Raw genomic sequence first — 24,015 nt, 5'->3', positions numbered from 1 at the left:
CCTTTCCGGGGTAAGATTGGTTTGATTATAGCATAAGCCCGGCAACTAATGAATGGTAAGGTGATTGTAATGAAGCTCAGACCGCATTTGAAAATAGAAGCAAAAGGAACGGGATCCGTCTCATTTTTTAGCGAAGACTGGCTGACAGCACAGCAGGCACGTACGTTCGCCAGAGAACTTGGCCGTTTTCCATACATGAAGGAGCTAGAGTTCGAAGACGAGAAAGGCGGCAGCTGGACGCTGAAGGAATTGGAAAAGCTGACAGAGGAGCTTGCTCAAGAGCCTGATGACATTACTGTTTATTTTGACGGCAGTTTCGATAAAGAGAGCGAACTGGCCGGTCTCGGGATCGTCATCTATTATTCATTGGGAGGAACCCGGCATCGCTTGAGAAAAAATAAAAGCTTCCGGCTGAAAACCAATAATGAAGCTGAATACGCAGCGCTTTATGAAGCAATAAGAGAAGTAAGAGAGCTTGGGGCAAGCAGAAATTCAATTACAATCAAAGGGGACTCGCTTGTTGTGCTGAATCAGCTTGACGGCAGCTGGCCTTGTTATGATCCATCTCATAATGAATGGCTGGACAAAATAGAAGCACTCCTTGAATCGCTGAAGCTTACTCCAACCTACGAAACAATACAACGAAAAGACAATCAGGAAGCTGACGGCCTCGCTAAAAAAATTCTATCCCATCAATTCGTAGAAAGCCACACGAAATTAGACCGTAACGGAGATGACGATATTGGATAAGAAAATGATCTTTAAAGAACTGACAGAACTGCACGATGAATATTGCAAGGACTGTTTTATTAAGAAGCAGTTTCGCAAAGAATTTGGCAAAACTTATGCGCATTCATTTTGTATCAATAAATGTACGGTTGGTGAAAAGTTGAAACAATACGGAGATGTCTTAACCAATCACTAAAAATAAAAACCGCAGAAGCTGCGGTTTTTATTCTTTGAATTCATCCAGCTGATGCTCGCTGTCATCTAGCAGCTGCTGTTGCTGCTTTACAAATTCAGGATCATCGAGAGCTGCCAGCTCTTCAGATTGTGACAGTTCTCTAGCATCCTCAATGGCTTGGTATGCAGAGTCGACTAATGTTTTGCTTTGGCCTCTCGTCGCGGCTCCTGTTGTTTTCTGCGCTGTTTCCACCGCTAGTTCCAGCTGCCGCTTATCCGTAAAGCCGGTCTGATCCTCATTATGAAATTCTGAAGTCACAAAAAACACCTCCGCCATTATTTTGCAGAGTTTTTTTGAAATTTATGTACCAAAATAGAAAAGAAAATAAAAATAAGCCGATATAACTATTGAACCAGAATAAATAGGACCGTTTTACTATTTGAGGTATCTTGATAGAGAAGGGGAACGCAGCTATGGATGATAAAGACTTGAAGTTGATCCTTCACAAAACATTTATAGAAATATACAGTGATTTAGAAGAACTGGCCGATATCGCGAAAAAAGGAAAACCATCAATGGAAAAGTATGTTGAAGAGATTGAACAGAGGTGTAAACAAAACATTTTGGCGATTGAAATCCAGATGAAAATCAAATAGGAGAGGCGAATGCCTCTCCTCTATTTGTCATCTCATCATCATGTATTGAGTTTAGAGTTTTACAACATTAGAAGCTTGAGGTCCACGATTACCTTCGACAATTTCAAAAGAAACTTCTTGTCCTTCTTCTAATGATTTGTATCCATCTCCTTCGATAGCTGTGAAGTGAACAAATACATCGTCTCCGCCTTCAACTTCAATGAAGCCGAATCCTTTTTCGTTGTTGAACCATTTTACTTTACCGTTTTGCATATTGCTTAATTCCTCCTAGTACTGTAGCACTCATGTGCTAAAAAAAATTTTGTCATCATCTAACTTTGATTCATTGTTAAATGATGGTTCAACTATACACCATCTGGGAGCACCCGTCAAGTTTCGAAACGGCTTATTTTTCAAAAGAAGGGCAAGTTTCATAAAAAAATGTAACCGCTTTTATTAATGGCTGAATATAAATAAAAAGAGCACACGATCTTCGTATGCTCTCAAGTACGCCATTACGATAGCACTTTGGCTTTTTGTTTGGCAGTCATCATTTCTGATTCCTTCAGGATATCCTCTAAAATCACTTCAGAGGAGTTTGCTAAATGAAGGTCCTTAATGTTTTTCTTCATGCGATGCAAGGTATCTTCATCTGCAAGAAGGGAAGTGACTGATTCGAGAATCTCTTCATGACGGTTCACAACGATGGCAGCTCCGCGGTCTTCAAAGAAGTTTGCATTTTCTTTTTCCTGGCCAGGCACGGGTTTGTACAGAATGACAGGCACTCCAATGGCTGTGGCTTCTGTCAAAGTAATGCCGCCGGGCTTGGTAATCATGCAATCTGTGATCCGAAATAGCTCATCAATACGCTCCACATAGCCCAGAACTTTTAATTTGTCACCATTTTCCGCTTCAAGCGCACTCAAAGATTCTTTTAAAGCCGTATTTTTCCCGCACACGACAACTACTTGCACTTGGTCATCCTTGACAAGGTTTTCGCACAGCTCTTTTACGTTCTTTAATACACCGTGAGCACCTGCCATGATCAGAAGCACTTTTTTGTTTGGTGAAAGATTGTACTTTTTATATATCGGGCCAACCGGCATGGATTCTTCAAATTGCGGCCTGATTGGAATTCCTGTGATTTTTACGTTGCTTGGATGAGTGCCGATCTCCAGCAGTTTTTCCTTCACGTAATCTGTCGCCACATAATATTTATCCACGTTTTCGTGAACCCAAATTTTATGAAGACAAAAATCAGTCATAACGTTGAAGGTAGGAATGACTCTTCCAGTTCGGCGTCTGTATTCCGGCACGACGATCATCGGAAATGTATTAATAATAATATCGGGCTGATGTTCATCGACAAGTTCGCCCAATCTTTTATTACCCATTTTAAAGTAAATATTGAATTTACGTTTATTATAGATTTTGTCAACTCCGTAATAAAACAAACGATAAAACTGTTTCCCGATTGAGAAGCTTTTTAAATAAAGGTATTGAGTTACCTCTGAAACAATCGGATTTGACTCTTGGTACAAATTAGAAACTGTTACATGCTGAAAGCCGAGCCGTACACATTGTTCATAAAGTGTTTTGGCTACCTGCACATGTCCATTTCCGTAATTTGCAGTCAAAATTAATACTCTTTTATTGGTATTCAAGTAAATTCACCTCAATGTAATCAACAACAAGCAAGCTTCATGCATCGTAAGGAGTTATTGTCTATACATAAACATAACACAAATACATAATCGAATTATTAATGCAGTGAAAAAGTTAAGCTAATTTTAAATGATTTGGATTCCAGTATTTTAAATTTTTGTTATACGCAGACTGAATCAGATGTATTTTATCATATTTTTTGCTCAGCGTATCACTAAAAAAAGAAAAATTAGTCCCATTCATAAGGAGTTTCTTGGTAAACGTAATAATTCAGCCAATTCATAAACAATAATGTGGCATGCGCTTTCCAGCGATTCACTGGCTCGTTGCTGCCTTTTGCAAAATAATGTTTAGGCTCCTCGACAGTAGAAAGGTTTCGTTCCAAATCTCTTTCATACTCTTGAAGAAGCGTATTTGTATCATATTCAGGGTGCCCTGTCAAAAAGACTTGTTTTTCGTCTTTGGACACAATTAAGCACACCCCGGCTTCCTTTGATGCGGTAAGAATGTTTAACTCGGGCACTGCTTGAAGCTGTTCCATATTTATATCTGTATGCCGGGAATGCGGCACGTAGTATAGCTCGTCAAAACCTCTTACCAATCTTTCGTGTTTTGAAAGAACGGTATGTTCGAACACACCGAAGATTTTTTTCGGCATTTGAATTTTTTCCACACCGTAATGGTAGTACAAACCTGCTTGAGCACCCCAGCAAATATGCAAGGTTGAAGTGACATTTGTTTTGCTCCACTCCATGATTTCCTTGAGCTCTTCCCAATATGAAACCTCTTCAAACGCCAAATGCTCGATCGGCGCACCGGTGATAATCATGCCGTCAAACCTCTTGTGACGGATATTGGAAAAAGTCGTGTAAAATTCGTCAAGGTGTTCTCTCGCAGTATTTTTCGGCGTGTGTGTGCTTGGGATTAAAAATGTGAAATGAACCTGTAAAGGCGAATTTCCAAGCAATCTGAGAAGCTGAGTCTCTGTTTGGATTTTTTTCGGCATCAAATTTAATATAATAATTTTTTGCGGCCGGATATCCTGATGAAACGCTCTGCTTTCATCCATTACAAATATATGTTCACTTTCAAGCACCTGTTTTGCCGGCAGGTGTGTTGGTATATTAATAGGCAACGTGCCACCTCCATTATTTCCCCGTTTAATTTTCTTCATTATAGGAATTTTCACGCCAATTTTCAATCTATCTATACGTGTTGAGGGGGAAACAACAGAAAACTCTTTAAATAAAACGCACTGACACGCCTTTTGGTTTCACAGTAAAATGATTTTCCATGATGTCAGAGGGAATTGTAATGTTTTATAGAATGATAAGATAAAAAATGAGCCATATGAATTGATAATGAACGGACGCTTATATCGTTAGGTTTCTTATGAGTTCTTAATTGATGTTTACATTTTGAATTGCGATTTAAAAAAGGTAAAATAATCAGCACCAGGGACATAGGAGGGACTTACATGTCTATTTATCATATGAAGGTACGTACAATCACAGGGAAAGACATGACACTTCAGCCTTTCGCGGGAAAGGTACTGATGATCGTGAATACAGCAAGTAAGTGCGGTTTTACTCCCCAATTAAAGCAGCTGCAGGAATTATATGATACATATCAGCAGGAGGGGCTGGAGATCTTAGGGTTCCCCTGCAATCAATTCATGAACCAAGAGCCTGGCGAAGAGGCTGACATACAGGAATTTTGTGAAACAAATTACGGTGTTACATTTCCTATGTTTTCAAAAGTGGATGTAAACGGGAAAAACGCCCACCCGCTGTTTGTGTATTTGACAGAACATGCGAAAGGGATGCTGGGAACTAAGGCGATCAAGTGGAATTTCACGAAATTTATAGTGGATAGAAATGGAGAAATCGTTGGCCGTTATTCACCAAATACAAATCCGAAAGAGCTGGAAGACACTATCGTGAAGCTATTAGAGCACTAAAAAGAGGGTGTTTTTGTGAAGGAATTGAAGCAGGCAGAGCAAATCAGGGCATGGGTTCAATCTATCCTGACTGACGAAAGCTCTGGACATGACTGGCATCATGTATCAAGAGTAGCAGATCTTGCAGCTTATATTGGAGAAAAGGAAAAAGCGGATTTGTTCATTGTTGAAATGGCGGCTTTGGTTCATGATTTAATTGATGTGAAGCTGCCTGACACGGTCAGGCTTTCTGTGAACGAAGTATATGATCAGCTCGTTTTTTTCGGAGTAGGAAAAGAGAATGCTGACAGGGTGATTCATATTATAACAAGGATGTCCTTTCGAGACAGGGAAAAGCTGGCGAAGGAGCCGCTCTCAATTGAGGGAAAAGCCGTACAGGATGCTGACAGACTTGATGCGATTGGTGCTGTCGGGATTGCGAGAGCTTTCATGTTTGCGGGCGCAAACGGGCATGGCCTTTATGGAGATGATCAAAGCGCCTACGCTCATTTTTTTTATAAGCTGCTGCGGCTGAAAGATATGATGAATACAGACACTGCACGGGAACTGGCAGAAGAAAGACACAATTTTATGCTTCAATTTGTCCGCCAATTAGAAAAAGACATACCCGGGATTGATGCCGAAACGTCGTAATAGAAGGCTTGGAGCGACTATGATAGAATAAGTCACAGATATGCTATAGGAGGACGATCATGAAGATAAAATCAATTGAACCTACACCAAGCCCGAATACAATGAAAGTCATCTTAACGGAAGAGCTTCCGGCGGGCAAAAGCAATAACTATAAACCTGAGCAAGCAGAAGGCGCACCGCCTGTTATAGCGGAAATCCTTAAAATAGATGGAGTTAAAGGGGTATATCACGTCGCAGATTTTCTTGCTGTTGAACGGAATGCAAGATACGACTGGAAAGACATATTACCGCAAGTCCGCACTGCATTTGGGATGGAAAGTGCTGAAAGCGGAGAAGAAAATCGTTCTGATCAAGAATCTTTTGGAGAGGTAAAAGTTTTTGTGCAGATGTTCAGTGGCATTCCTATGCAAGTTAAATTAACCGATGGAGAGCGGGAAGAACGCTTCGGCTTACCTGAACGCTTTCAGCAGGCGATCTTAAAACTTAGATCTGAAGCTTCCAATGTTGTGTTTGAGCGGGCTTGGAAAGAACAAGGTGTCAGATTCGGTGACTTTGATGAAATCGGCCATGATGTGACAGAAGAGCTTCAGGCGGCATACAGTGATGAACGGCTGAAACGACTGACTGAAGCAGCCGCTCAAGGAAAGGGCGAAGCAAAACAAGCTGTACAGCGCAAAGCGTATAAAGTAACGCTTGACATGCTAGATGATGAGGACTGGAAAAAGCGTTATGCACACTTGGAACAGATGGATCCGAAAGAAGAGGATATCCCGGTTTTACAGAAGGCATTGGATGATCCAAAGGTGTCCATCAGAAGACAGGCTGTTGTGTACTTAGGGATGATTGAAACACCTGATGTTCTTCCTCTATTGTATAAAGCACTTGAGGACAAAGCTGTATCAGTCAGAAGAACGGCCGGAGACTGCCTGTCTGATATCGGCGATCCTCAAGCCATTCCCGCTATGATCAAGTCGTTAAGCGACTCCAGCAAGCTTGTTCGCTGGCGTGCGGCCATGTTCCTGTACGAAGTCGGCGATGAAAGTGCAATTGAAGCTTTGCGCGCTGCCGAAGATGACCCCGAATTTGAGGTCAGCCTTCAAGTCAAAATGGCGCTTGAACGTATTGAGCATGGAGAAGAAGCAAAAGGTTCTGTTTGGAAACAAATGACGGAAAGCAGAAAAAAAGGCGAATAGAGATAAAAAAGGTGCAGATCATGCACCTTTTTTTATGTGAATTCGCTTTTTATAAAAATTATTTCGAATATTGTTGAAAAATATCCGAAAACTATTTATAGTAAGTAACAATATTAATAGTTGGAGGGTTCAAATCGAAAGAAAAGCTATATAAATATAAAAACACGAAAGAACAAAACAAGGTGAGGGCGGCCTGAATTTATCTTATTTGCAAAAACAGCTCATAAATAAACTGAAAATTTTCAAAATAAAATCCAATCAAACAATTGAAAGAATTTAGGAGGATCACCATGGCAGAATTACGCAGTAATATGATCACACAAGGAATCGATAGAGCTCCGCACCGCAGTTTGCTTCGTGCAGCAGGAGTAAAAGAAGAGGATTTCGGCAAGCCGTTTATTGCGGTGTGTAATTCATACATTGATATCGTTCCCGGTCATGTTCACTTGCAGGAGTTTGGGAAAATCGTAAAAGAAGCAATCAGAGAAGCAGGGGGCGTGCCGTTTGAATTTAATACCATTGGGGTAGATGATGGCATCGCAATGGGGCATATCGGTATGAGATATTCGCTGCCAAGCCGTGAAATTATCGCAGACTCTGTGGAAACGGTTGTATCCGCACACTGGTTTGACGGAATGGTCTGTATTCCGAACTGCGACAAAATCACACCGGGAATGCTTATGGCGGCAATGCGCATCAACATTCCGACGATTTTTGTCAGCGGTGGACCGATGGCGGCAGGAAGAACAAGTGACGGGCGAAAAATCTCCCTTTCCTCAGTATTCGAAGGGGTAGGCGCCTACCAAGCAGGGAAAATCAACGAAAACGAGCTTCAAGAACTAGAGCAGTTCGGATGCCCAACGTGCGGATCTTGCTCAGGCATGTTTACGGCGAACTCAATGAACTGTCTGTCAGAAGCACTTGGTCTTGCTTTGCCGGGTAATGGAACCATTCTGGCGACATCTCCGGAACGCAAAGAGTTTGTAAGAAAATCGGCTGCGCAATTAATGGAAACGATTCGCAAAGATATCAAACCGCGTGATATCGTTACAGTAAAAGCGATTGATAACGCGTTTGCACTCGATATGGCGCTCGGAGGTTCTACAAATACCGTTCTTCATACCCTTGCCCTTGCAAACGAAGCCGGCGTTGAATACTCTTTAGAACGCATTAACGAAGTCGCTGAGCGCGTGCCGCACTTGGCCAAGCTGGCGCCTGCATCGGATGTGTTTATTGAAGATCTTCATGAAGCGGGCGGCGTGTCAGCGGCTCTGAATGAGCTTTCCAAGAAAGAAGGAGCGCTTCATTTAGACGCGCTGACTGTTACAGGAAAAACTCTTGGAGAAACCATTGCCGGACATGAAGTAAAGGATTATGACGTCATTCACCCGCTGGATCAACCATTCACTGAAAAGGGAGGCCTTGCTGTTTTATTCGGTAATCTAGCTCCGGACGGCGCTATCATTAAAACAGGCGGCGTACAGAATGGGATTACAAGACACGAAGGGCCGGCTGTCGTATTCGATTCTCAGGACGAGGCGCTTGACGGCATTATCAACCGAAAAGTAAAAGAAGGCGACGTTGTCATTATCAGATACGAAGGGCCAAAAGGCGGACCTGGCATGCCGGAAATGCTGGCGCCAACATCCCAAATCGTTGGAATGGGACTCGGACCAAAAGTGGCATTGATTACGGACGGACGTTTTTCCGGAGCCTCCCGTGGCCTCTCAATCGGCCACGTATCACCTGAGGCCGCTGAGGGCGGGCCACTTGCCTTTGTTGAAAACGGAGACCATATTATCGTTGATATTGAAAAACGTATCTTGGATGTACAAGTGCCAGAAGAAGAGTGGGAAAAACGAAAAGCGAACTGGAAAGGTTTTGAACCGAAAGTGAAAACCGGCTACCTGGCACGTTATTCTAAACTTGTGACAAGTGCCAACACCGGCGGTATTATGAAAATCTAGACAGCTGGGGACACTTACTTCTATATTTTAAGGCGTGAACATTTGAAATCCGGCCCTCTCTATAGTATCCTTTACTTCAGATGAAGGATACTAGAGGGGGCTTTTTTTATGTCAATGGCTTATGAAGAATACATGCGCCAGCTTGTCGTACCGATGCGCCGCGAGCTGACTGGAGCAGGTTTTGAAGAGTTAACAACAGCAGAAGAAGTAGAAAACTTTATGGAAAAGGCAGAGGGCACAACTCTTGTAGTCGTTAACTCTGTATGCGGCTGCGCGGCAGGCCTTGCGCGTCCTGCGGCTACACAGGCAGTCCTCCAGAATGACAAAACACCTGACAATACGGTGACTGTTTTTGCGGGCCAAGATAAAGAAGCTACTGCGAAAATGCGTGAGTATTTTACTGGCCAGGAGCCTTCTTCACCATCAATGGCTCTTTTGAAAGGCAAAGAAGTCGTACATTTTATTCCGCGTCATGAAATTGAAGGACACGATATGGAAGAAATCATGAAAAATCTGACTGCTGCCTTCGATGCGCACTGCTAAATGCCCGTTTTCCGGGCATTTTCTTTTTGGGAGTATAGAAGATGATAACAACAAGCTATAGACCGTCTGAACACACCATAAAAACCGCAAAGCAGCTTTCTAAAGAGCTAAATATGCCATACTGCGGCCGGAATAAACAAACGGTTGAACACCTGCTGAGGTCAGCTGAACGTGATTTGCTTGTGGTCGGCAAAGAGCGGTTTGAGCTGTATACGAAACAAGGTGCCAAATTCTTTTTTCATCCGAATACAGCGATGTTTAGAGCCAAACGCTTCTTACAGGGAGAGCAAGAGCCTATGCTTCGGGCTGCCGGATTATCTGAAGGGGATACGTTTTTAGATTGCACACTCGGGCTGGGGTCAGATGCCATTATCGCAAGTATGGCAGTAGGCGAAACGGGTTCTGTTGTTGGGATTGAAAAAAACCATCTTGTGTCTGTTTTAGTGAGGACGGGGCTGCATTCATGGGAAACGGGTATAGAAGAGCTTCAAGCTGCGATGAGAAGAATCCAGGTGAAGAATGGTGATTGCTTAGAATACATCAAACAGCTTCCTGACAACTCTGTTGATGTGGTTTATTTCGATCCAATGTTTCATGAACCTGTAGAGACCTCTGACGGCATCGCGCCTTTACGTGATTTGGCAGAGGATTCAGTTTTACACGAAGGATGTATCAATGAAGCGGTACGAGTCGCCAGAAAAAGCGTTGTGCTAAAAGACCACTGGAAAAGTCCGCGGTTTGAACAGTTTGGTTTTAACGTCATGAAAAGAAAAACAGCACTGTTCCATTATGGCGTCATTCAAACAAGCCCGTGATTCATATCACGGGCTTTCTGTTAATCGGTGACCTCCATGACGACAAAGTATAATAATGTTAAGAGTGAAACTGTGGCAAACAGAGCGTCAATCATGCGGAAAGCCTCCTTTCATGGAATATTGTAAGCGTTTTTACACAAAGTGCATAGCAACGAATCTCCTAATTTGCATATCAGTTTCATATAGTACATGACTTGCATGTTTTGGATGTGCTAAAATAAAAGAAACATGACAATAAAATAGAGAGGAATAAGCAGTCATGAAATTGTGGATGAGAAAGACCCTTGTGGTTTTATTTACCATTGTAACGTTCGGGCTCGTATCTCCTCCGGCTGCCCTTATGGCGGACAAGCCTTCCGGACAGCCGAGCAGTCTTGAGCAGAATGATTACACCGCTTTTTATGATGAGCATGACCTGTACGATGATGAGTCGGATGACAGGCAAAATCCTGAACTGCTTTTTCAATCGTACAAGGAACAGCTCCTTGACAGCGCTGAGGATCAGTCCTTTTTAAAATTCGGCAGCAGAATCGCTCCTGTCATTGAGGATGACTACCGGAAAGAGATCCTGCCAAAAATCGAAAATGTGATTAGTGATTATTTAGCGACATTGCAAGATGATGAGGCGTACCAAGATGTTGTGATCTCAAGCATGCCTTCAGCGGGCAAAACGGAAAAAATTTTCAACGTTTACAATCGGACAACTGGAGAAGATCTTCTCAGATTCCATGTGCGAAGAGACCACCCGCCTCATGACGGCTACTGGTTTAATTTTCATTATCATACAGCAGAAGATGGATTTCAATCACATCATGAGCTTGGGAGCATTTATTGGGACCGCAACACGCCTCCCAACTGGATGAGTGCCTAAAGGAGATGCCATTAGACATGAAAAAGTACACAATGAATGAAATGGTCGATATAACAAAGGATATGCTGAACAAACGGGGCGTTATGATAGAAGATATTGCACGGATTGTTCAAAAACTTCAGGAAAAATACAATCCAAATCTGCCGCTCAGTGTTTGCATGGAGAATGTAGAAAAAGTCCTGAACAAACGTGAAATTATTCATGCTGTTTTGACAGGCCTTGCACTCGATCAGCTTGCAGAACAGAAGCTTCTCCCCGAGCCGCTGCAGCACCTTGTTGAAACAGATGAACCGCTTTACGGCATAGATGAAATTATTCCGCTTTCAATCGTTAATGTGTACGGGTCGATCGGTTTGACCAATTTCGGTTATTTGGATAAAGAGAAGATTGGAATTATTAAGGAACTTGATGAAAGTCCAGACGGTATTCACACCTTTTTGGATGATATTGTGGCAGCTCTTGCTGCAGCAGCGGCGAGCAGAATTGCACATACGCATCAGGATCTGCAAGATGAAGAAAAAGAACAGGATGAAAAGCCTGTTGTCAGCTGACTATAAAAAAATCATTTCTGGGTTCAGAAATGATTTTTTATTGTGTTACACTACTAGAAGACTACTTTTAAAGGATGAAAAAAATGAAACAGTATAAGGATTTATGCAGACATGTTTTAGAGCATGGTGAGAAAAAGGAAGACCGGACAGGGACCGGAACAATCAGCACTTTCGGATATCAAATGAGATTTAATTTACGGGAAGGCTTTCCGATGCTCACCACTAAAAAACTCCACTTTAAATCAATTGCGCATGAACTGCTGTGGTTCTTAAAAGGAGATACGAATGTACGCTATCTGCAGGAAAACGGAGTGCGAATCTGGAATGAGTGGGCTGATGAAAACGGTGAACTTGGACCTGTATATGGCTCCCAATGGCGTTCTTGGCGGGGAGCTGATGGAGAAACCATTGATCAAATTTCCCGTCTTATTGAAGATATTAAGACAAATCCGAACTCCAGACGCTTAATCGTCAGCGCCTGGAATGTTGGTGAAATTGATAAAATGGCGTTGCCGCCGTGCCATTGCCTGTTCCAATTCTATGTGTCTGACGGCAAGCTGTCCTGTCAGTTGTATCAGCGCTCTGCCGATGTTTTCTTAGGTGTGCCGTTTAATATTGCATCTTATGCCCTGCTAACCATGATGATTGCTCATGTGACTGGGCTTGAATCGGGCGAGTTCATCCATACATTTGGTGATGTTCATATCTATCAAAATCATATTGAACAAGTCAATTTGCAGCTTGAAAGAGATGTTAGACCGCTTCCGCAGCTTCGTTTCGCCAGAAAGGTTGATTCTATTTTTAACTTTGCATTTGAGGACTTTATCATCGAGGATTATGATCCGCATCCTCATATAAAAGGGGCGGTAAGCGTATGATTTCATTCATTTTTGCGATGGATGCCAACAGGCTTATCGGCAAAGACAATGATTTGCCGTGGCATTTGCCCAATGATCTTGCATACTTTAAGAAAGTAACATCGGGCCATTCAATCATTATGGGCCGAAAAACATTTGAATCGATCGGACGTCCGCTTCCAAATCGGAAAAATATTGTCGTTACCTCAGCGCCGGCTTCAGAATTTCCGGGATGCACGGTTGTCGGTTCATTAAAGGATGTACTGGACATTTGTTCAGGCCCTGAAGAATGCTTTGTGATCGGAGGGGCTCAGCTCTATACGGACCTTTTCCCTTATGCGGACAGACTGTATATGACGAAAATTCATCACGAGTTTGAGGGTGACCGTCACTTCCCTGAATTTGATGAATCCAATTGGAAGTTGGTTTCTTCTGAGCAGGGGACCAAAGACGAAAAAAACCCGTATGATTACGAATTTCTAATGTATGAAAAAAAGAATTCTTCTAAAGCGGGAGGATTTTAATTGGTTCGCTACAGCCTTCTAGTGGTTTATATTGTGTATATGCTGTTAAAAAATATGAAACAATTATTTAATCAAACAATGCTCGATCCCCGTCTGTCATACAAAAAACAGATGACTCTTGTGTACGAACAGCCAAAGGCGTTTTTGGAAGGCTGTATCGGCATCTCCGGTTCAGTTGTGACGATCCATCAGCCAGAGCCAATACCACACGGTCCTGTTTTGTATGTGCATCCCCGTTTGCGTTTGGCTGAACTGGCCTTAATTGCTGGATATATTGAGGAACCGGCCGGCTTTATCGCCAACCCAAAAGTGTTCCGCTTGCCTTTTATCGGGCAATGGCTGGATCGGATGGATGTGATTTCAGACGGGGATTCAGAAAAGGTATATGAAGATGTGACAAAACAGCTGGAAAAGGGACAAAGCCTGATTCTTTCACTAGATGGTTCTATTGATCCTGTAGAACTTGCGGCCCGCTATCATCTTCCGTTGGTGATGGTGGAAACGAAAGGAACAGATAACATGCAAAAGGGCTCGTTTTTTAAACGCTTAAAACCGGCAGACATTGAATTGTCCTTTTCAAAAGCTTATATACCTGCCAATGAAAAACAATTACGTGCATAAAAAAAGCGCAGTCGTGAAGACTGCGCTTTTCTGTTACTGTTACGAAAGGAACGGCACCTTTACACAATAGAAGAGCACGCAGAAAAACATAGCAGCGCTCCCGCCCAATACAAAGCTGTGCCAAATGGCGTGGTGGAAGGGGATCTTTTTCCAAATGTAAAAGATGGTTCCGACAGAGTATAAAATGCCGCCGAGAAAAAGGAGGCTGAATCCCGCTCCGCTCAGTGAAGCATATAAAGGTTTAACTGCAATAATCATCAGCCACCCCATGACTAAATACACGAAGGTTGACAATAGGATAAACCGTTTCACAAAGAAAATTTTAAAAACGATTCCGCCTAGGGCAAGTGACCATACGATAACCAACAGGGTAAAGCCGAGTGTGCCTTTCAGCGGCCCAAGCAAAAAAGGCGTGTAGGTTCCGGCGATGAGTACGTAAATCGCGCTATGATCAATAATCTCCAAAATGTCCTTCGTTTTTTTATGTGTGATGCTGTGAAGCAGGGTGGAGCTCAAATATAACAGCAGCATAGAGACACCGAATATTGTAAAGCTGACAATGTCCCATGCAGACCCGTAATTAGCCGCAAATATGATTAGAAACACTAATGCTGGGATGGATAAGAGGACACCGATGCCGTGTGTAATCGCATTGGCGATCTCTTCTTTGATTGTAAACAAGTGCATTCTCCTTTCGATCGCTAGATCATTTGATTTTTTAACGTCTCTATAAAGCTCAAGCCCTCAAAGGTAATTTTTGTGCCTGCGCGTCCGCGGCTTTTGGTGACATAATCTTTTTTCTCCAAATAGTCGAGACGGCTTCTGACCTGCTGAGGAGTTAACGAGGTTTGAGTATTTTTGCTGTGTTCAGAAATGATCCGTCTGCTGGCAGGTTCTCCTTTTTCGTTCAATACTTTTATTGTTTCCAAAATAAACAAAAACTCAGCTTTTTCCATTAAAGTCAGCAGTTTCGCTTTTTTCTTCGACGTTTTTCCGTCTATCGTGCCTCTAATATACGGCGGCAGGTCATATGGCTGAATCGTTCCCCCGCTTGATACTGCCGCCATATAATCTGCAGCGTTTTTTAATTCCCTGACATTGCCTTCAAATGCATGCTTCTCAAGCACGGGAAAAACGGAGGGATCGATTAACAATTGCTGACCAGAATTTGAGAGAAAATGCTGTGTCAAAAGCGGAATATCGCTTTTTCGTTCCGATAATTCGGGCAGTGTGAGCGTTAAAATGTTCAGTCTGTAGAATAAGTCTTGCCTGAATGTATGTTCCACGGATCGGTCTGCAGAAGCACAGATCATTCGCGGTTTCTCCGTGTCTGAATCAAGCGCTTTTAACAGCTGAGCTTGTACAGAAGCAGGCATGCGCCATACATCATCAAGAAAAAGGGTTCCTCGTACCGCTTTTTGAAAAACACCTGTGTTTCCGTTAGGGCCAAAAAGCTCATGAATAAGGGTTTCTTCCGAATGGGTGCTGCAATTGACGCTTATAAACGGTTCATTGCTTCTCGAAGATTCCAAGTGTATGGCATGTGCGAAGTGATTTTTGCCTGTTCCGATTTTTCCTGTTATTAAGACAGGAAGCTCCGATAACGAGAACTGCTTGGCGATTCGCTTCGCTTCCAGAAAAGTTTGATGTTCTCCGATTAGATGTTGAAATGTATTGAGTTTTGGTGCACTATTCATCAGTTGGCTCCTTTTGGTTCTAATTGGTTTCATTATATCATGCCTTTTGGTTGAAAACACCCTTTATTTTACGATCATCTTTTTTCTTGGCTCTGCAGGATAATGGTTGAACAGAAGTTACCACAAGATGTGGTGGACATAGTCTGTATTTTTTTAATTATTAAATAAAAATAATTGTCTTATTTTTTGAATATTCATGTTATAATGGCATATTAAATAGGGATTTAAAACAAGAAAGGAATCTGTACATGAAACCGTTGCTTAAAGAAAACTCTCTCATCCAAGTGAAAGACATTTTGAAGGCTCACCAAAACGTAAAGGACGTTGTCATTCACACACCTTTGCAGAGGAATGACAGACTTTCTGAGAGATATGAATGCAATATCTATTTAAAACGCGAAGACTTGCAAGTTGTCAGATCTTTTAAGCTCAGAGGGGCTTATCATAAAATGAAACAGCTTTCCAGCGAGCAGACAGAGAACGGAGTTGTGTGTGCAAGTGCCGGAAACCACGCTCAAGGTGTGGCATTTTCGTGTAAACATCTTGGCATTCACGGGAAAATTTTTATGCCGTCTACTACACCGAGACAAAAAGTATCTCAAGTTGAACTATTCGGAAAAGGATTTATCGATATTATTTTGACAGGCGATACGTTTGACGATGCGTATAAAAGCGCTGTTGAATGCTGTGAGGCTGAATCTCGGACGTTTATCCATCCGTTCGATGATCCGGATGTGATGGCCGGACAGGGGACGCTCGCAGTCGAGATTTTAAACGACATTGATGCAGAACCGCATTTTCTTTTTGCAAGTGTCGGAGGCGGCGGCCTTCTTTCTGGGGTAGGTACATATTTGAAAAACGTGTCTCCTGATACAAAGGTAATTGCTGTTGAGCCGGCGGGAGCGGCATCCTACTTTGAATCAAACAAAGCTGGGCATGTCGTCACACTTGATAAAATTGATAAGTTTGTAGATGGTGCGGCTGTTAAAAAAATTGGCGAGGAAACCTTCCGGACGCTGGAAACTGTCGTTGATGACATTCTCCTTGTGCCTGAAGGAAAAGTATGTACATCCATTCTTGAATTATATAACGAATGTGCGGTTGTTGCTGAACCGGCTGGAGCTCTTTCTGTCGCAGCGCTTGATTTGTATAAGGATGAAATTAAAGGGAAAAACGTGGTGTGTGTGGTAAGCGGGGGCAATAACGATATCGGAAGAATGCAGGAAATGAAGGAGCGTTCCTTGATTTTTGAAGGTCTTCAGCATTATTTTATCGTCAACTTTCCGCAAAGAGCGGGGGCGCTCCGCGAATTTCTTGACGAAGTCCTCGGGCCGAATGATGACATTACAAGGTTTGAATATACGAAGAAAAATAATAAAAGCAATGGACCTGCTCTTGTCGGCATCGAGCTGCAGAACAAAGCCGATTATGGGCCGCTGATTGAACGGATGAACAAAAAACCGTTTCATTATGTAGAGGTGAACAAGGATGAGGACTTGTTCCATTTGCTAATCTAATTTTTTTACACAACCGCGCAAAATGACAGACAGCCCGGCTGGCATCATATATAATAGAAGAAAAACAAAAAAGAGGATTGATAGCTTGTTACTCAAAAGCCTAGAGTTCAAACGCGGTGACGGGATTCAGGTGAAAGTGACAGAAATACCTGTATTAAAGGAAGATGAGCACTATTTCTTTATGTTACATCACCATTTGCAATTCTACTTAAAAGAAGTGTTTTCATCAAACAGCAGGGCAAAAGTGTATTCTTTCCGACATTATATGAAGCGGCGGATGAAGTGGGCAGATTATCAGGCTGTATTTCATCAAGAGGTGTTAAAGCACAACGCGTAACATGCCGTTTTTTACCTGCATGCCCTCCTTTGTAATCGTTAATGGGGAGGCATGCAGGATTTTTTTTGCTCAGTATCGAATACAAACATGGGACAGTAAGGACGGTTTTAGAAAGCGTTTTTATGCTGGCTGGAAAGGATGGATGTCATGAAGGTTATCAAGGGGTTAACGGCTGGGCTGTTTTTTCTGTTTTTGTGTGCATGCGGAGGACAGCAGATTAAAAATCCGCTCAATTACGAGGTGGAGCCTTTTACATTTCAAAACCAAGACGGCAAGAACGTTTCTTTAGAGAGTTTAAAAGGAGAAGTATGGCTGGCGGATTTTATTTTTACCAATTGTGAAACTATATGTCCGCCAATGACCGCTCATATGACCGATCTGCAAAAAAAACTGAAAGCCGAAAATATAGATGTTCGCATCATATCATTTAGTGTTGACCCAGAAAACGATAAGCCGAAACAGCTGAAGAAATTTGCCGCAAATTATCCATTATCTTTTGATAACTGGGATTTTCTCACGGGATACAGCCAGAGTGAGATTGAGGAGTTCGCACTTAAGAGTTTTAAAGCGATCGTAAAGAAGCCGGAGGGAGAGGACCAAGTGATTCATCAATCTTCTTTTTATTTGGTAGGTCCGGACGGTAAGGTGCTGAAAGATTACAATGGAGTGGAGAATACACCGTACGATGATATCATTTCCGATGTGAAGTCAGCCAGTACACTCAAGTAAGCTAAGAGACTAGGCATTTGCAAATCTTCTAAAACATGATACACTTTCCACTAGTAGAATGGGAAGGAGCAACAAGATTGAAGCTGCGCATTTTTTCAATCATGGCCAGTTTGATTTTGCTTCTTACTGCGTGTACGAGCATACGTACATCATCTGAGGGAAAACAAAAAGCCCATGAAACGAAAACAAAAGAACACATTGTCATAGCGGCTGTCGGAGATTCGCTTACAGAAGGAGTCGGAGATCCCGACGGAAAGGGATATGTCGGCAAGGTGGCGGATTCTATCCGGTCAGATAAACAAGTCAAAACGGTCGACGTGAAAAATTATGCCGTAAAAGGGAACTGTTCGGATGATTTATTAGAAAAACTAAAAGATAAAAAGGTTCAAAAAGGCATAAAGGACGCAGATTATGTCTTTTTTACAATTGGCGGTAATGATTTGATGAAAATCCTTCGCCAAAACTTTCTGCAATTAACCGTTGAACCGTTTCAGGAAGCGGAAAAACCGTACGAAAAGCGCTTTGAAAAAATCATTTCTGAAATTCGCGAGCTGAATGATCACGCTGAGCTGATTTATGTCAGCATGTACAATCCGTTTACGTTTACATTATCAGAACTAAATGAAATAAATGGTGTCGTCACGGATTGGAACCATATTGCTGAAAAAGAGCTGAAAAAAGATAAACATGCAAAAATCGTTCATATCGAAGATTTGTTCAATCAAAAAAGTGACAGCAGCCGAATTTCTGAGGAGGATGATTTTCATCCTAATGGTACGGGTTATTCTCTTATCGCAAAGCGCGTCTATCAAGCCATTAAAAAAGAAGGATTACCGAAAGAGTAGGGTGACAGCATGAATAAGTGGAAGCGACTGTTTTTTATATTGCTTGCAATCAATTTTATCCTCGCCGCCGGGTTTGTGGCACTTGTTTTGCTTCCGGGGGAACAGGCTCAGGTGAAAGATGCATCTGAGAGCGAGTATGGATTTCAAGTGACAAGCACAAAAGAATCATTAGCTGCGTTTGTTAACTCATATTTAAACGACAAAGCATCAAACAAGCTTGATTATAAAGTAGAGATTGATGATGATGTTCATGTCGCAGGGAAAATCAAGGCATTTTCCACGTCTATTGATGCGTTTATCGCTTTTGAGCCGACCGTGAAAAAAAACGGTGATGTAGAGCTGAATGTCACGAAATTTTCGTTAGGGAAATTGAGTATACCAATTAGCTTTGTGTTAAATTATATGGACAGCTTTTATGAATTGCCGTCATTTGTCCATGTTCACCCCGGAGATAAAAGCATTGAAGTGCGTTTGTCAGAAATGCCTTTAACGAATGGAATGTATGTCAAAGCGGATAAGATAAATTTAGAAAAAGATGAAATTGAGTTTTCCTATTACCATCCTAAACAATAGAGGTGACTGAAAATGAAACGGATTTACCAGTATTTCAGTTTATTATCCTTTACATTTTCCCTGTACTTCGGCTGGCTTGCTTATCATCATCTGGCTGCTGAAGATATGGATCAAATGTATTTGAATGTTTCCTATTGTGCCTTGTTCCTAAGTGTGATGGTGTTTACATTCGGTATGCGAGACCGAAAAAAAACCGATAAGTCATGAAAAAAGAGACATGAAACAACGTCTCTTTTTTCGTGCGGTCCGAAGAAAATTTGAGAACACAAGGAGAAAAGATGAAAGCATACGATTTTACACAGGGGAACGTGCTGAAACAGCTTGTACTGTTTTCAATGCCTATTATGCTCGGAAACGCATTGCAGGTTTCCTTTCAATTTATAGACAGCTTGTGGATCGGCAATTTACTGGGGGCAAAGGCCCTTGGGGCAGCCGCGGTATCAAGCACGATTGTTTTGACCGTGCTGTCTTTTATTTTGGGCCTTAACAATGCGACGTTAACCATTTTATCTCAGCAAAAAGGAAAAGATGATATAAAAGGAATGGCGTCGTATATTAACGCTTTTGTTGTTTTATTAACAGGCCTAAGCATCGGATTCGGCGCGGCCGGTTTTTTTCTCTCAGAGCTTTTGCTGCGTCTTCTAAAAACGCCGGAGTCAATGATACCGCTTGCTGAGACGTATTTACAGATTCAATTTATCGGCATTTTATTTTTGTTTGGTTATAACTTTATCAGTACTGTGCTTCGTGCGCTGGGCGACAGCAAGACACCTCTCCGGTTTATTGCGTTTGCTGTTGTACTGAATACAGTGCTTGCGCCGCTCTTTATTTCTGTGTTCCGCATGGGAATAGCGGGAGCGGCTTATTCAACGATTTTGTCACAGGGCATTGCGTTTCTGTATGGGTTGTTTTATGTCGTCAAACACAAGCTTGTGCCATTCTCAATTCCGAGAATGCCCAAGTGGGAAGAGTCCGCGCTGATTTTGAAACTCGGGATTCCGGCAGGTCTGCAGATGATGGTGATTACAAGCGGTATGATGGCGATTATGAGTGTTGTTAACTCATACGGGGATCACGTGGTATCAGGCTTTGGCGCGGTGCAGCGGCTTGATAGCATCATCACGCTTCCAGCAATGGCTGCCGGTACGGCCGTCAACAGTATGGCAGGGCAAAATATTGGAATCGGAAACGAAAAAAGAGTGGGAACAATTGCAAGGCTGGGTGTGATGGCTGTTATTTCCTGCATGCTGGTGATTGCGGTTATGATTTGGGTATTTGGTAAATATCTCATAAGGTTATTTATCAGTGAGCCTGATGCGGTCGCATTTGGTGAACAATATTTGAAGTGGATCGCGTTTTTCTACCCTTTTATTGGGATTAATTTTGTGCTGAACGGAATCGTCAGGGCCGCGGGAGCGATGCTGCAGGTTCTGGTATTAAATTTAATCTCGTTTTGGGTGTTGAGATATCCTTTCACAGCTCTATTTTCAGCTTGGCTTGGACAAAAAGGAATCGGGCTTGGAATCGGAATGAGTTTTTTATTTAGCAGCTGCGCCGCATTTTTGTATTATAGATATGGCCGCTGGAAAGCAATGAAGCTGTTTACTGAAAAATAAGTGAAGCACTGCGAAAAGCACATACCTATATATCGGTATGTGCTTTTTTTCACCGTTTTTTATCAAGTTTGCTGAAGAGCTCGATTAACGTGGCAAGTTCAGCATCAGTGTAGCAGTCAAAGCGTTTAAAGAAATATTCCGTTTTTTTCTCGTTAAAGTGCTGAAGGACTTTTTCGCCCGCTTCAGTGATATGAATGCGGATGATGCGTCTGTCTTCCTTCGATCTGATTCTCGTAATCCATTCCTTTTCTACCAGCGCATCGGTCACAGCCGTAATGTGGCTTGCCGATACCTCTAAAATAGGCGCAAATTCAGTGACTTTTTTAGGCCCTTGTTCACTGAGGATCCGAAGAATGGTGAATTCATTCCTCGACAGCTCTTTATCTAAAATTTCATTGATTTCATTGCGTATTTGTTTAAAGACTTTACGGAGTAAAGTTTCCATATCGTACATCATCTGTGTTCTTACTTTCAAATTTGTGAACCTCCATTACATAAGCATATTGCTTAAAACCTATAGATTTTATTGAAAAGCAGAATCATTTTCATTCTATTTTTACATGCTATAATATAATAATACCACGTATTAACAAAGGAGGCACCAGTATGTCTGAAAAAAAAGAAATCGCCACATTTGCAGGAGGCTGTTTTTGGTGTATGGTTAAACCTTTTGACGAACAGCCGGGAATTGAAAAAGTGGTGTCCGGGTATACAGGCGGCCATACTGAAAACCCTACGTATGAAGAGGTGTGCAGTGAAACGACGGGACATCGTGAAGCCGTTCAAATCACGTTTCATCCTGATGTATTCCCTTATGAAAAACTGCTTGAATTATTTTGGCAGCAAATCGATCCGACAGATGCCGGAGGGCAATTTGCTGATCGCGGCAGTTCCTATCGCGCAGCCATTTTTTATCATAATGATAAACAAAAGGAGCTTGCGGAAGCTTCCAAGCAACGTCTGGCGGAAAGCGGCATCTTTAAAGATCCGATTGTAACGGACATTTTAAAAGCTGAACCTTTCTATGAAGCGGAAGGCTACCATCAGCATTTTTATAAAAAGAATCCAGCACATTATCAGCGCTACCGGACAGGTTCCGGACGAGCGGGATTTATCAGCGAGCATTGGGGGGCTAAATAAATGGCGTACAATAAAGAAGAAAAAATAAAGTCATTAAATCGCATGCAATATGAAGTAACGCAAAATAACGGCACGGAGCCGCCGTTTCAAAATGAATATTGGGATCATAAGGAAGAAGGGTTGTATGTAGACATTGTGTCAGGCAAGCCATTGTTTACATCCAAAGATAAATTTGATTCCCACTGCGGCTGGCCAAGCTTTACAAAGCCGATTGAAGAAGAAGAAGTGGAAGAAAAACTGGACACGAGCCACGGCATGATTCGCACAGAAGTAAGAAGCCGAACTGCTGATTCTCATCTTGGCCACGTATTTAATGACGGACCTGGTCCAAACGGACTTCGTTACTGCATAAATTCAGCAGCGCTGCGGTTTGTTCCGAAGCATAAGCTAAAAGAAGAAGGATACGAAAGCTATCTGCATCTCTTTAATAAATAAACTGTTAAAAACAGGCCTGCCTAATGGATAGACAGGCTTGTTTTTATGCCTTTTTCTCTTGATGCAATTCTTCAATAATCTGTGCAATTCTTTCTTTCGTAATGAGCGGGGCTTGATCTGATTGATACCCAGGCAGATTGACTTTGCGAAAGTCAGGATGTTTTTCCGGCTCTGGAAGGATCGCATAAAGGTTGCCCCATTCATACAGTGATTCAATTTCATGTGGAGATGTTAATTCTTCGTGAAGCTTTTCACCTGGACGCTTGCCCACTTCTACTGCAGCCGGCCGCGGGAGCCCGTGCTGCGATGCATATTCTTCAAACCCATGAATCAGTTCTTCAAGTTTCAGTGATTCCATTTTGAAAATAAAGGTTTCTCCGCCTTTTGTAATAGCAGCCGATTGTAATGTCAATGTAGCTGCATCGTCTATTGACATGAAAAATCTAGTCATGTTTTTGTCTGTGATGGTCAGAGGTTCACCCTCCATCATCTGTTCAAATAATATGGGGATGACCGAACCTCTGGAACCGAGAACATTTCCAAAGCGGACCGAACAAAACAAGGTTCCTTTGTTTTGGACGTGGCGGTTTGCTTGATGAAACAGCTTTTCAGATAACAGCTTGGTGGCACCCATTGTGTTCACAGGAGATACTGCTTTATCTGTACTGATATTAATGACATGCTGCACTCGGTGTGAAAGGGCAGCTTCCACCACATTTTGTCCGCCGATGAGATTGGTCTGGATCGCTTCAAATGGATGGTCCTCACATGTCGGAACCTGTTTCAGCGCAGCCGCGTGAAAGACGATATCGACGCCTTTCATCACCTGATTCACCCTTCTGTGATCGCGTATATCTCCAAGTACAAATAATAGCCGCTTATCCTCCGCATACTTTTGGCTCATGACATACTGTTTACTGTCGTCTTTGCTGAATACAATCACCTGTTTAGGTGTAAGCATCAAAAGGCGTTTGACAATTTGACTCCCGATTGAACCCGTTCCGCCAGTGACTAAAACTGTTTTGTTATGGAAAAATGGTTTTAGTTCTGCTGTTTGCTGTTTAGGCATGGCTTATCCTCCAACTCTCGTTTCTCTACCATGCATCATATGTTCAACTTTGTAATCGAATTAATGAAAGCAACCAATAAAACAAAATTTAGGGGAATGATCATGTCACAAAGTGTTCTTTTTTAATAGAAAATGGAAAAACGGACGTAACTAGGGAACAACAAAACTAAATAAACAATGTACTAAATATTCAACATATTTTTATTTCGCTCCGCAAAAGTAAATCTGGCAAAGTCATCTCACCACCTCTTTGGGGAATAAGTTGTTTATGAGTCAGAAACCCTATAAAAAAAGGTTCATTTTCCTCACGGTAATCAC

At 42.2% G+C, this 24,015-nt stretch carries 32 protein-coding genes; 23 read left to right on the top strand and 9 right to left on the bottom strand.

Going from position 1 to position 24,015, the window contains the following annotated elements:
- The first annotated feature begins 69 nt into the window (after positions 1-69).
- Positions 70-750: a ribonuclease H family protein gene (locus tag MHB62_RS10770; protein ID WP_003230769.1), complete on the top strand. Its 681-nt coding sequence runs from the start codon at positions 70-72 to the stop codon at positions 748-750.
- On the top strand, positions 743-925 hold the full coding sequence (locus MHB62_RS10765; protein ID WP_004399003.1) for a zinc-finger domain-containing protein: 183 nt from the start codon (positions 743-745) through the stop codon (positions 923-925). The genes MHB62_RS10770 and MHB62_RS10765 overlap by 8 nt, the downstream gene beginning before the upstream one ends.
- A 27-nt stretch (positions 926-952) precedes the next feature.
- On the opposite strand, the gene MHB62_RS10760 is transcribed toward MHB62_RS10765, so the two are convergent.
- Positions 953-1,222, bottom strand: coding sequence for a DUF2564 family protein (locus MHB62_RS10760; RefSeq protein ID WP_004398863.1), 270 nt, complete (start codon positions 1,220-1,222; stop codon positions 953-955).
- A 155-nt stretch (positions 1,223-1,377) separates the two neighbouring features.
- Here MHB62_RS10760 and degR point away from each other — a divergent pair, with 155 nt between their 5' ends.
- Positions 1,378-1,560, top strand: a complete 183-nt coding sequence (degR, locus tag MHB62_RS10755; protein ID WP_003230774.1) for a transcriptional regulator DegR — start codon at positions 1,378-1,380, stop codon at positions 1,558-1,560.
- 51 nt (positions 1,561-1,611) lie between these two features.
- Here degR and cspD read toward each other — a convergent pair whose 3' ends face one another.
- The 4 genes from cspD to metA form a co-directional block, all read right to left on the bottom strand.
- A complete protein-coding gene (cspD, locus tag MHB62_RS10750) occupies positions 1,612-1,812 on the bottom strand; it encodes a cold-shock protein CspD (protein ID WP_003230776.1) in 201 nt (66 codons plus the stop codon).
- Between the two features lie 30 nt (positions 1,813-1,842).
- A complete protein-coding gene (locus MHB62_RS10745; RefSeq protein WP_120363447.1) occupies positions 1,843-1,974 on the bottom strand; it encodes a hypothetical protein in 132 nt (43 codons plus the stop codon).
- 80 nt (positions 1,975-2,054) lie between these two features.
- A complete protein-coding gene (locus tag MHB62_RS10740) occupies positions 2,055-3,203 on the bottom strand; it encodes a diglucosyl diacylglycerol synthase (RefSeq protein WP_003246153.1) in 1,149 nt (382 codons plus the stop codon).
- A gap of 230 nt (positions 3,204-3,433) precedes the next feature.
- Complete coding sequence (metA, locus tag MHB62_RS10735) at positions 3,434-4,339, bottom strand: homoserine O-succinyltransferase (protein WP_015714134.1); 906 nt, start codon at positions 4,337-4,339, stop codon at positions 3,434-3,436.
- A gap of 342 nt (positions 4,340-4,681) precedes the next feature.
- Here metA and MHB62_RS10730 point away from each other — a divergent pair, with 342 nt between their 5' ends.
- The 11 genes from MHB62_RS10730 to MHB62_RS10680 all read left to right on the top strand — a co-directional run bounded on the left by MHB62_RS10730 (position 4,682) and on the right by MHB62_RS10680 (position 13,739).
- Positions 4,682-5,164: a glutathione peroxidase gene (locus MHB62_RS10730; protein WP_032722023.1), complete on the top strand. Its 483-nt coding sequence runs from the start codon at positions 4,682-4,684 to the stop codon at positions 5,162-5,164.
- 15 nt (positions 5,165-5,179) lie between these two features.
- Positions 5,180-5,797, top strand: a complete 618-nt coding sequence (hdhQ, locus tag MHB62_RS10725; RefSeq protein WP_032722022.1) for an Mn(2+)-dependent (deoxy)ribonucleoside pyrophosphohydrolase — start codon at positions 5,180-5,182, stop codon at positions 5,795-5,797.
- 59 nt (positions 5,798-5,856) lie between these two features.
- The gene (locus MHB62_RS10720) at positions 5,857-6,990 is read left to right on the top strand and encodes a conserved virulence factor C family protein (protein ID WP_032722021.1); all 1,134 of its coding nucleotides are present in this window, start codon (positions 5,857-5,859) and stop codon (positions 6,988-6,990) included.
- 290 nt (positions 6,991-7,280) lie between these two features.
- Positions 7,281-8,957: a dihydroxy-acid dehydratase gene (gene ilvD, locus MHB62_RS10715; RefSeq protein WP_009967560.1), complete on the top strand. Its 1,677-nt coding sequence runs from the start codon at positions 7,281-7,283 to the stop codon at positions 8,955-8,957.
- 108 nt (positions 8,958-9,065) lie between these two features.
- Positions 9,066-9,500: a bacilliredoxin BrxA gene (brxA, locus tag MHB62_RS10710; protein ID WP_003230794.1), complete on the top strand. Its 435-nt coding sequence runs from the start codon at positions 9,066-9,068 to the stop codon at positions 9,498-9,500.
- A 41-nt stretch (positions 9,501-9,541) separates the two neighbouring features.
- Positions 9,542-10,315, top strand: coding sequence for a class I SAM-dependent methyltransferase (locus MHB62_RS10705; RefSeq protein ID WP_029318014.1), 774 nt, complete (start codon positions 9,542-9,544; stop codon positions 10,313-10,315).
- 259 nt (positions 10,316-10,574) lie between these two features.
- Positions 10,575-11,186 (top strand): YpjP family protein, encoded by a 612-nt coding sequence (locus MHB62_RS10700; RefSeq protein ID WP_015714130.1) that lies wholly within the window; start codon positions 10,575-10,577, stop codon positions 11,184-11,186.
- A 17-nt stretch (positions 11,187-11,203) separates the two neighbouring features.
- Complete coding sequence (locus tag MHB62_RS10695; RefSeq protein ID WP_003230797.1) at positions 11,204-11,737, top strand: phosphatidylglycerophosphatase A; 534 nt, start codon at positions 11,204-11,206, stop codon at positions 11,735-11,737.
- Between the two features lie 83 nt (positions 11,738-11,820).
- Complete coding sequence (locus MHB62_RS10690; protein WP_029318015.1) at positions 11,821-12,615, top strand: thymidylate synthase; 795 nt, start codon at positions 11,821-11,823, stop codon at positions 12,613-12,615.
- The gene (gene dfrA / locus MHB62_RS10685) at positions 12,612-13,118 is read left to right on the top strand and encodes a dihydrofolate reductase DfrA (protein WP_015251863.1); all 507 of its coding nucleotides are present in this window, start codon (positions 12,612-12,614) and stop codon (positions 13,116-13,118) included. The genes MHB62_RS10690 and dfrA overlap by 4 nt, the downstream gene beginning before the upstream one ends.
- Complete coding sequence (locus MHB62_RS10680; protein ID WP_015251864.1) at positions 13,119-13,739, top strand: hypothetical protein; 621 nt, start codon at positions 13,119-13,121, stop codon at positions 13,737-13,739.
- A gap of 39 nt (positions 13,740-13,778) precedes the next feature.
- Here MHB62_RS10680 and MHB62_RS10675 read toward each other — a convergent pair whose 3' ends face one another.
- Both MHB62_RS10675 and MHB62_RS10670 read right to left on the bottom strand, forming a co-directional pair.
- Positions 13,779-14,420, bottom strand: coding sequence for a hemolysin III family protein (locus MHB62_RS10675; RefSeq protein WP_004398522.1), 642 nt, complete (start codon positions 14,418-14,420; stop codon positions 13,779-13,781).
- Between the two features lie 20 nt (positions 14,421-14,440).
- Positions 14,441-15,436: a sigma 54-interacting transcriptional regulator gene (locus MHB62_RS10670; RefSeq protein ID WP_004399025.1), complete on the bottom strand. Its 996-nt coding sequence runs from the start codon at positions 15,434-15,436 to the stop codon at positions 14,441-14,443.
- 248 nt (positions 15,437-15,684) lie between these two features.
- Between MHB62_RS10670 and ilvA the strand changes: the two genes are divergently transcribed.
- The 7 genes from ilvA (at position 15,685) to MHB62_RS10635 (ending at position 21,053) form a co-directional block, all read left to right on the top strand.
- On the top strand, positions 15,685-16,953 hold the full coding sequence (ilvA, locus tag MHB62_RS10665; RefSeq protein WP_019712861.1) for a threonine ammonia-lyase IlvA: 1,269 nt from the start codon (positions 15,685-15,687) through the stop codon (positions 16,951-16,953).
- A gap of 85 nt (positions 16,954-17,038) precedes the next feature.
- Complete coding sequence (locus MHB62_RS10660; RefSeq protein WP_004399020.1) at positions 17,039-17,290, top strand: YpmP family protein; 252 nt, start codon at positions 17,039-17,041, stop codon at positions 17,288-17,290.
- Positions 17,291-17,437: 147 nt separating this feature from the next.
- Positions 17,438-18,019, top strand: coding sequence for a cytochrome c oxidase assembly accessory protein ScuA (scuA, locus tag MHB62_RS10655; RefSeq protein WP_014477121.1), 582 nt, complete (start codon positions 17,438-17,440; stop codon positions 18,017-18,019).
- A gap of 77 nt (positions 18,020-18,096) precedes the next feature.
- Positions 18,097-18,864, top strand: coding sequence for an SGNH/GDSL hydrolase family protein (locus MHB62_RS10650; protein ID WP_019712862.1), 768 nt, complete (start codon positions 18,097-18,099; stop codon positions 18,862-18,864).
- Positions 18,865-18,873: 9 nt separating this feature from the next.
- Positions 18,874-19,437: a YpmS family protein gene (locus MHB62_RS10645; RefSeq protein ID WP_003230807.1), complete on the top strand. Its 564-nt coding sequence runs from the start codon at positions 18,874-18,876 to the stop codon at positions 19,435-19,437.
- A gap of 12 nt (positions 19,438-19,449) precedes the next feature.
- The gene (gene ypmT, locus MHB62_RS10640) at positions 19,450-19,644 is read left to right on the top strand and encodes a protein YpmT (RefSeq protein WP_003230808.1); all 195 of its coding nucleotides are present in this window, start codon (positions 19,450-19,452) and stop codon (positions 19,642-19,644) included.
- Between the two features lie 71 nt (positions 19,645-19,715).
- Positions 19,716-21,053, top strand: coding sequence for an MATE family efflux transporter (locus tag MHB62_RS10635; protein ID WP_019712863.1), 1,338 nt, complete (start codon positions 19,716-19,718; stop codon positions 21,051-21,053).
- Between the two features lie 49 nt (positions 21,054-21,102).
- Here the strand turns inward: MHB62_RS10635 and MHB62_RS10630 are convergent, their stop codons facing one another.
- Positions 21,103-21,528, bottom strand: a complete 426-nt coding sequence (locus MHB62_RS10630) for a MarR family transcriptional regulator (RefSeq protein ID WP_004398634.1) — start codon at positions 21,526-21,528, stop codon at positions 21,103-21,105.
- Positions 21,529-21,659: 131 nt separating this feature from the next.
- On the opposite strand from MHB62_RS10630, the gene msrA reads away from it, so the two are divergent.
- Positions 21,660-22,193, top strand: a complete 534-nt coding sequence (gene msrA / locus MHB62_RS10625; RefSeq protein ID WP_003230812.1) for a peptide-methionine (S)-S-oxide reductase MsrA — start codon at positions 21,660-21,662, stop codon at positions 22,191-22,193.
- The gene (gene msrB, locus MHB62_RS10620) at positions 22,194-22,628 is read left to right on the top strand and encodes a peptide-methionine (R)-S-oxide reductase MsrB (RefSeq protein WP_014480061.1); all 435 of its coding nucleotides are present in this window, start codon (positions 22,194-22,196) and stop codon (positions 22,626-22,628) included.
- 43 nt (positions 22,629-22,671) lie between these two features.
- Here msrB and MHB62_RS10615 read toward each other — a convergent pair whose 3' ends face one another.
- Positions 22,672-23,697 carry an SDR family NAD(P)-dependent oxidoreductase gene (locus tag MHB62_RS10615; RefSeq protein ID WP_032722019.1) on the bottom strand — a complete coding sequence of 342 codons (1,026 nt, stop codon included), beginning with the start codon at positions 23,695-23,697 and terminating at the stop codon, positions 22,672-22,674.
- Positions 23,698-24,015: the final 318 nt, after the last annotated feature.

The organism is Bacillus sp. FSL K6-0255, assembly GCF_045040725.1.
Lineage (GTDB): Bacteria > Bacillota > Bacilli > Bacillales > Bacillaceae > Bacillus > Bacillus subtilis.
The sequence above is the reverse complement of the archived record's forward strand: the minus strand, read 5'-3'. Positions and strand labels throughout refer to the sequence as shown.

Bases quoted from the DNA above. Each gene is read 5' to 3' on its own strand.
- MHB62_RS10730 (WP_032722023.1), top strand. From the start codon at position 4,682: ATGTCTATTTATCATATGAAGGTACGTACAATCACAGGGAAAGACATG.
- MHB62_RS10745 (WP_120363447.1), bottom strand. From the start codon at position 1,974: ATGAAACTTGCCCTTCTTTTGAAAAATAAGCCGTTTCGAAACTTGACG.
- ilvD (WP_009967560.1), top strand. From the start codon at position 7,281: ATGGCAGAATTACGCAGTAATATGATCACACAAGGAATCGATAGAGCT.
- MHB62_RS10770 (WP_003230769.1), top strand. From the start codon at position 70: ATGAAGCTCAGACCGCATTTGAAAATAGAAGCAAAAGGAACGGGATCC.
- ypmT (WP_003230808.1), top strand. From the start codon at position 19,450: ATGAAACGGATTTACCAGTATTTCAGTTTATTATCCTTTACATTTTCC.
- cspD (WP_003230776.1), bottom strand. From the start codon at position 1,812: ATGCAAAACGGTAAAGTAAAATGGTTCAACAACGAAAAAGGATTCGGC.
- degR (WP_003230774.1), top strand. From the start codon at position 1,378: ATGGATGATAAAGACTTGAAGTTGATCCTTCACAAAACATTTATAGAA.
- MHB62_RS10705 (WP_029318014.1), top strand. From the start codon at position 9,542: ATGATAACAACAAGCTATAGACCGTCTGAACACACCATAAAAACCGCA.
- msrA (WP_003230812.1), top strand. From the start codon at position 21,660: ATGTCTGAAAAAAAAGAAATCGCCACATTTGCAGGAGGCTGTTTTTGG.
- scuA (WP_014477121.1), top strand. From the start codon at position 17,438: ATGAAGGTTATCAAGGGGTTAACGGCTGGGCTGTTTTTTCTGTTTTTG.
- MHB62_RS10670 (WP_004399025.1), bottom strand. From the start codon at position 15,436: ATGAATAGTGCACCAAAACTCAATACATTTCAACATCTAATCGGAGAA.
- dfrA (WP_015251863.1), top strand. From the start codon at position 12,612: ATGATTTCATTCATTTTTGCGATGGATGCCAACAGGCTTATCGGCAAA.
- MHB62_RS10700 (WP_015714130.1), top strand. From the start codon at position 10,575: ATGAAATTGTGGATGAGAAAGACCCTTGTGGTTTTATTTACCATTGTA.
- msrB (WP_014480061.1), top strand. From the start codon at position 22,194: ATGGCGTACAATAAAGAAGAAAAAATAAAGTCATTAAATCGCATGCAA.
- brxA (WP_003230794.1), top strand. From the start codon at position 9,066: ATGTCAATGGCTTATGAAGAATACATGCGCCAGCTTGTCGTACCGATG.
- MHB62_RS10635 (WP_019712863.1), top strand. From the start codon at position 19,716: ATGAAAGCATACGATTTTACACAGGGGAACGTGCTGAAACAGCTTGTA.
- MHB62_RS10720 (WP_032722021.1), top strand. From the start codon at position 5,857: ATGAAGATAAAATCAATTGAACCTACACCAAGCCCGAATACAATGAAA.
- MHB62_RS10615 (WP_032722019.1), bottom strand. From the start codon at position 23,697: ATGCCTAAACAGCAAACAGCAGAACTAAAACCATTTTTCCATAACAAA.
- ilvA (WP_019712861.1), top strand. From the start codon at position 15,685: ATGAAACCGTTGCTTAAAGAAAACTCTCTCATCCAAGTGAAAGACATT.
- MHB62_RS10645 (WP_003230807.1), top strand. From the start codon at position 18,874: ATGAATAAGTGGAAGCGACTGTTTTTTATATTGCTTGCAATCAATTTT.
- MHB62_RS10695 (WP_003230797.1), top strand. From the start codon at position 11,204: ATGAAAAAGTACACAATGAATGAAATGGTCGATATAACAAAGGATATG.
- MHB62_RS10690 (WP_029318015.1), top strand. From the start codon at position 11,821: ATGAAACAGTATAAGGATTTATGCAGACATGTTTTAGAGCATGGTGAG.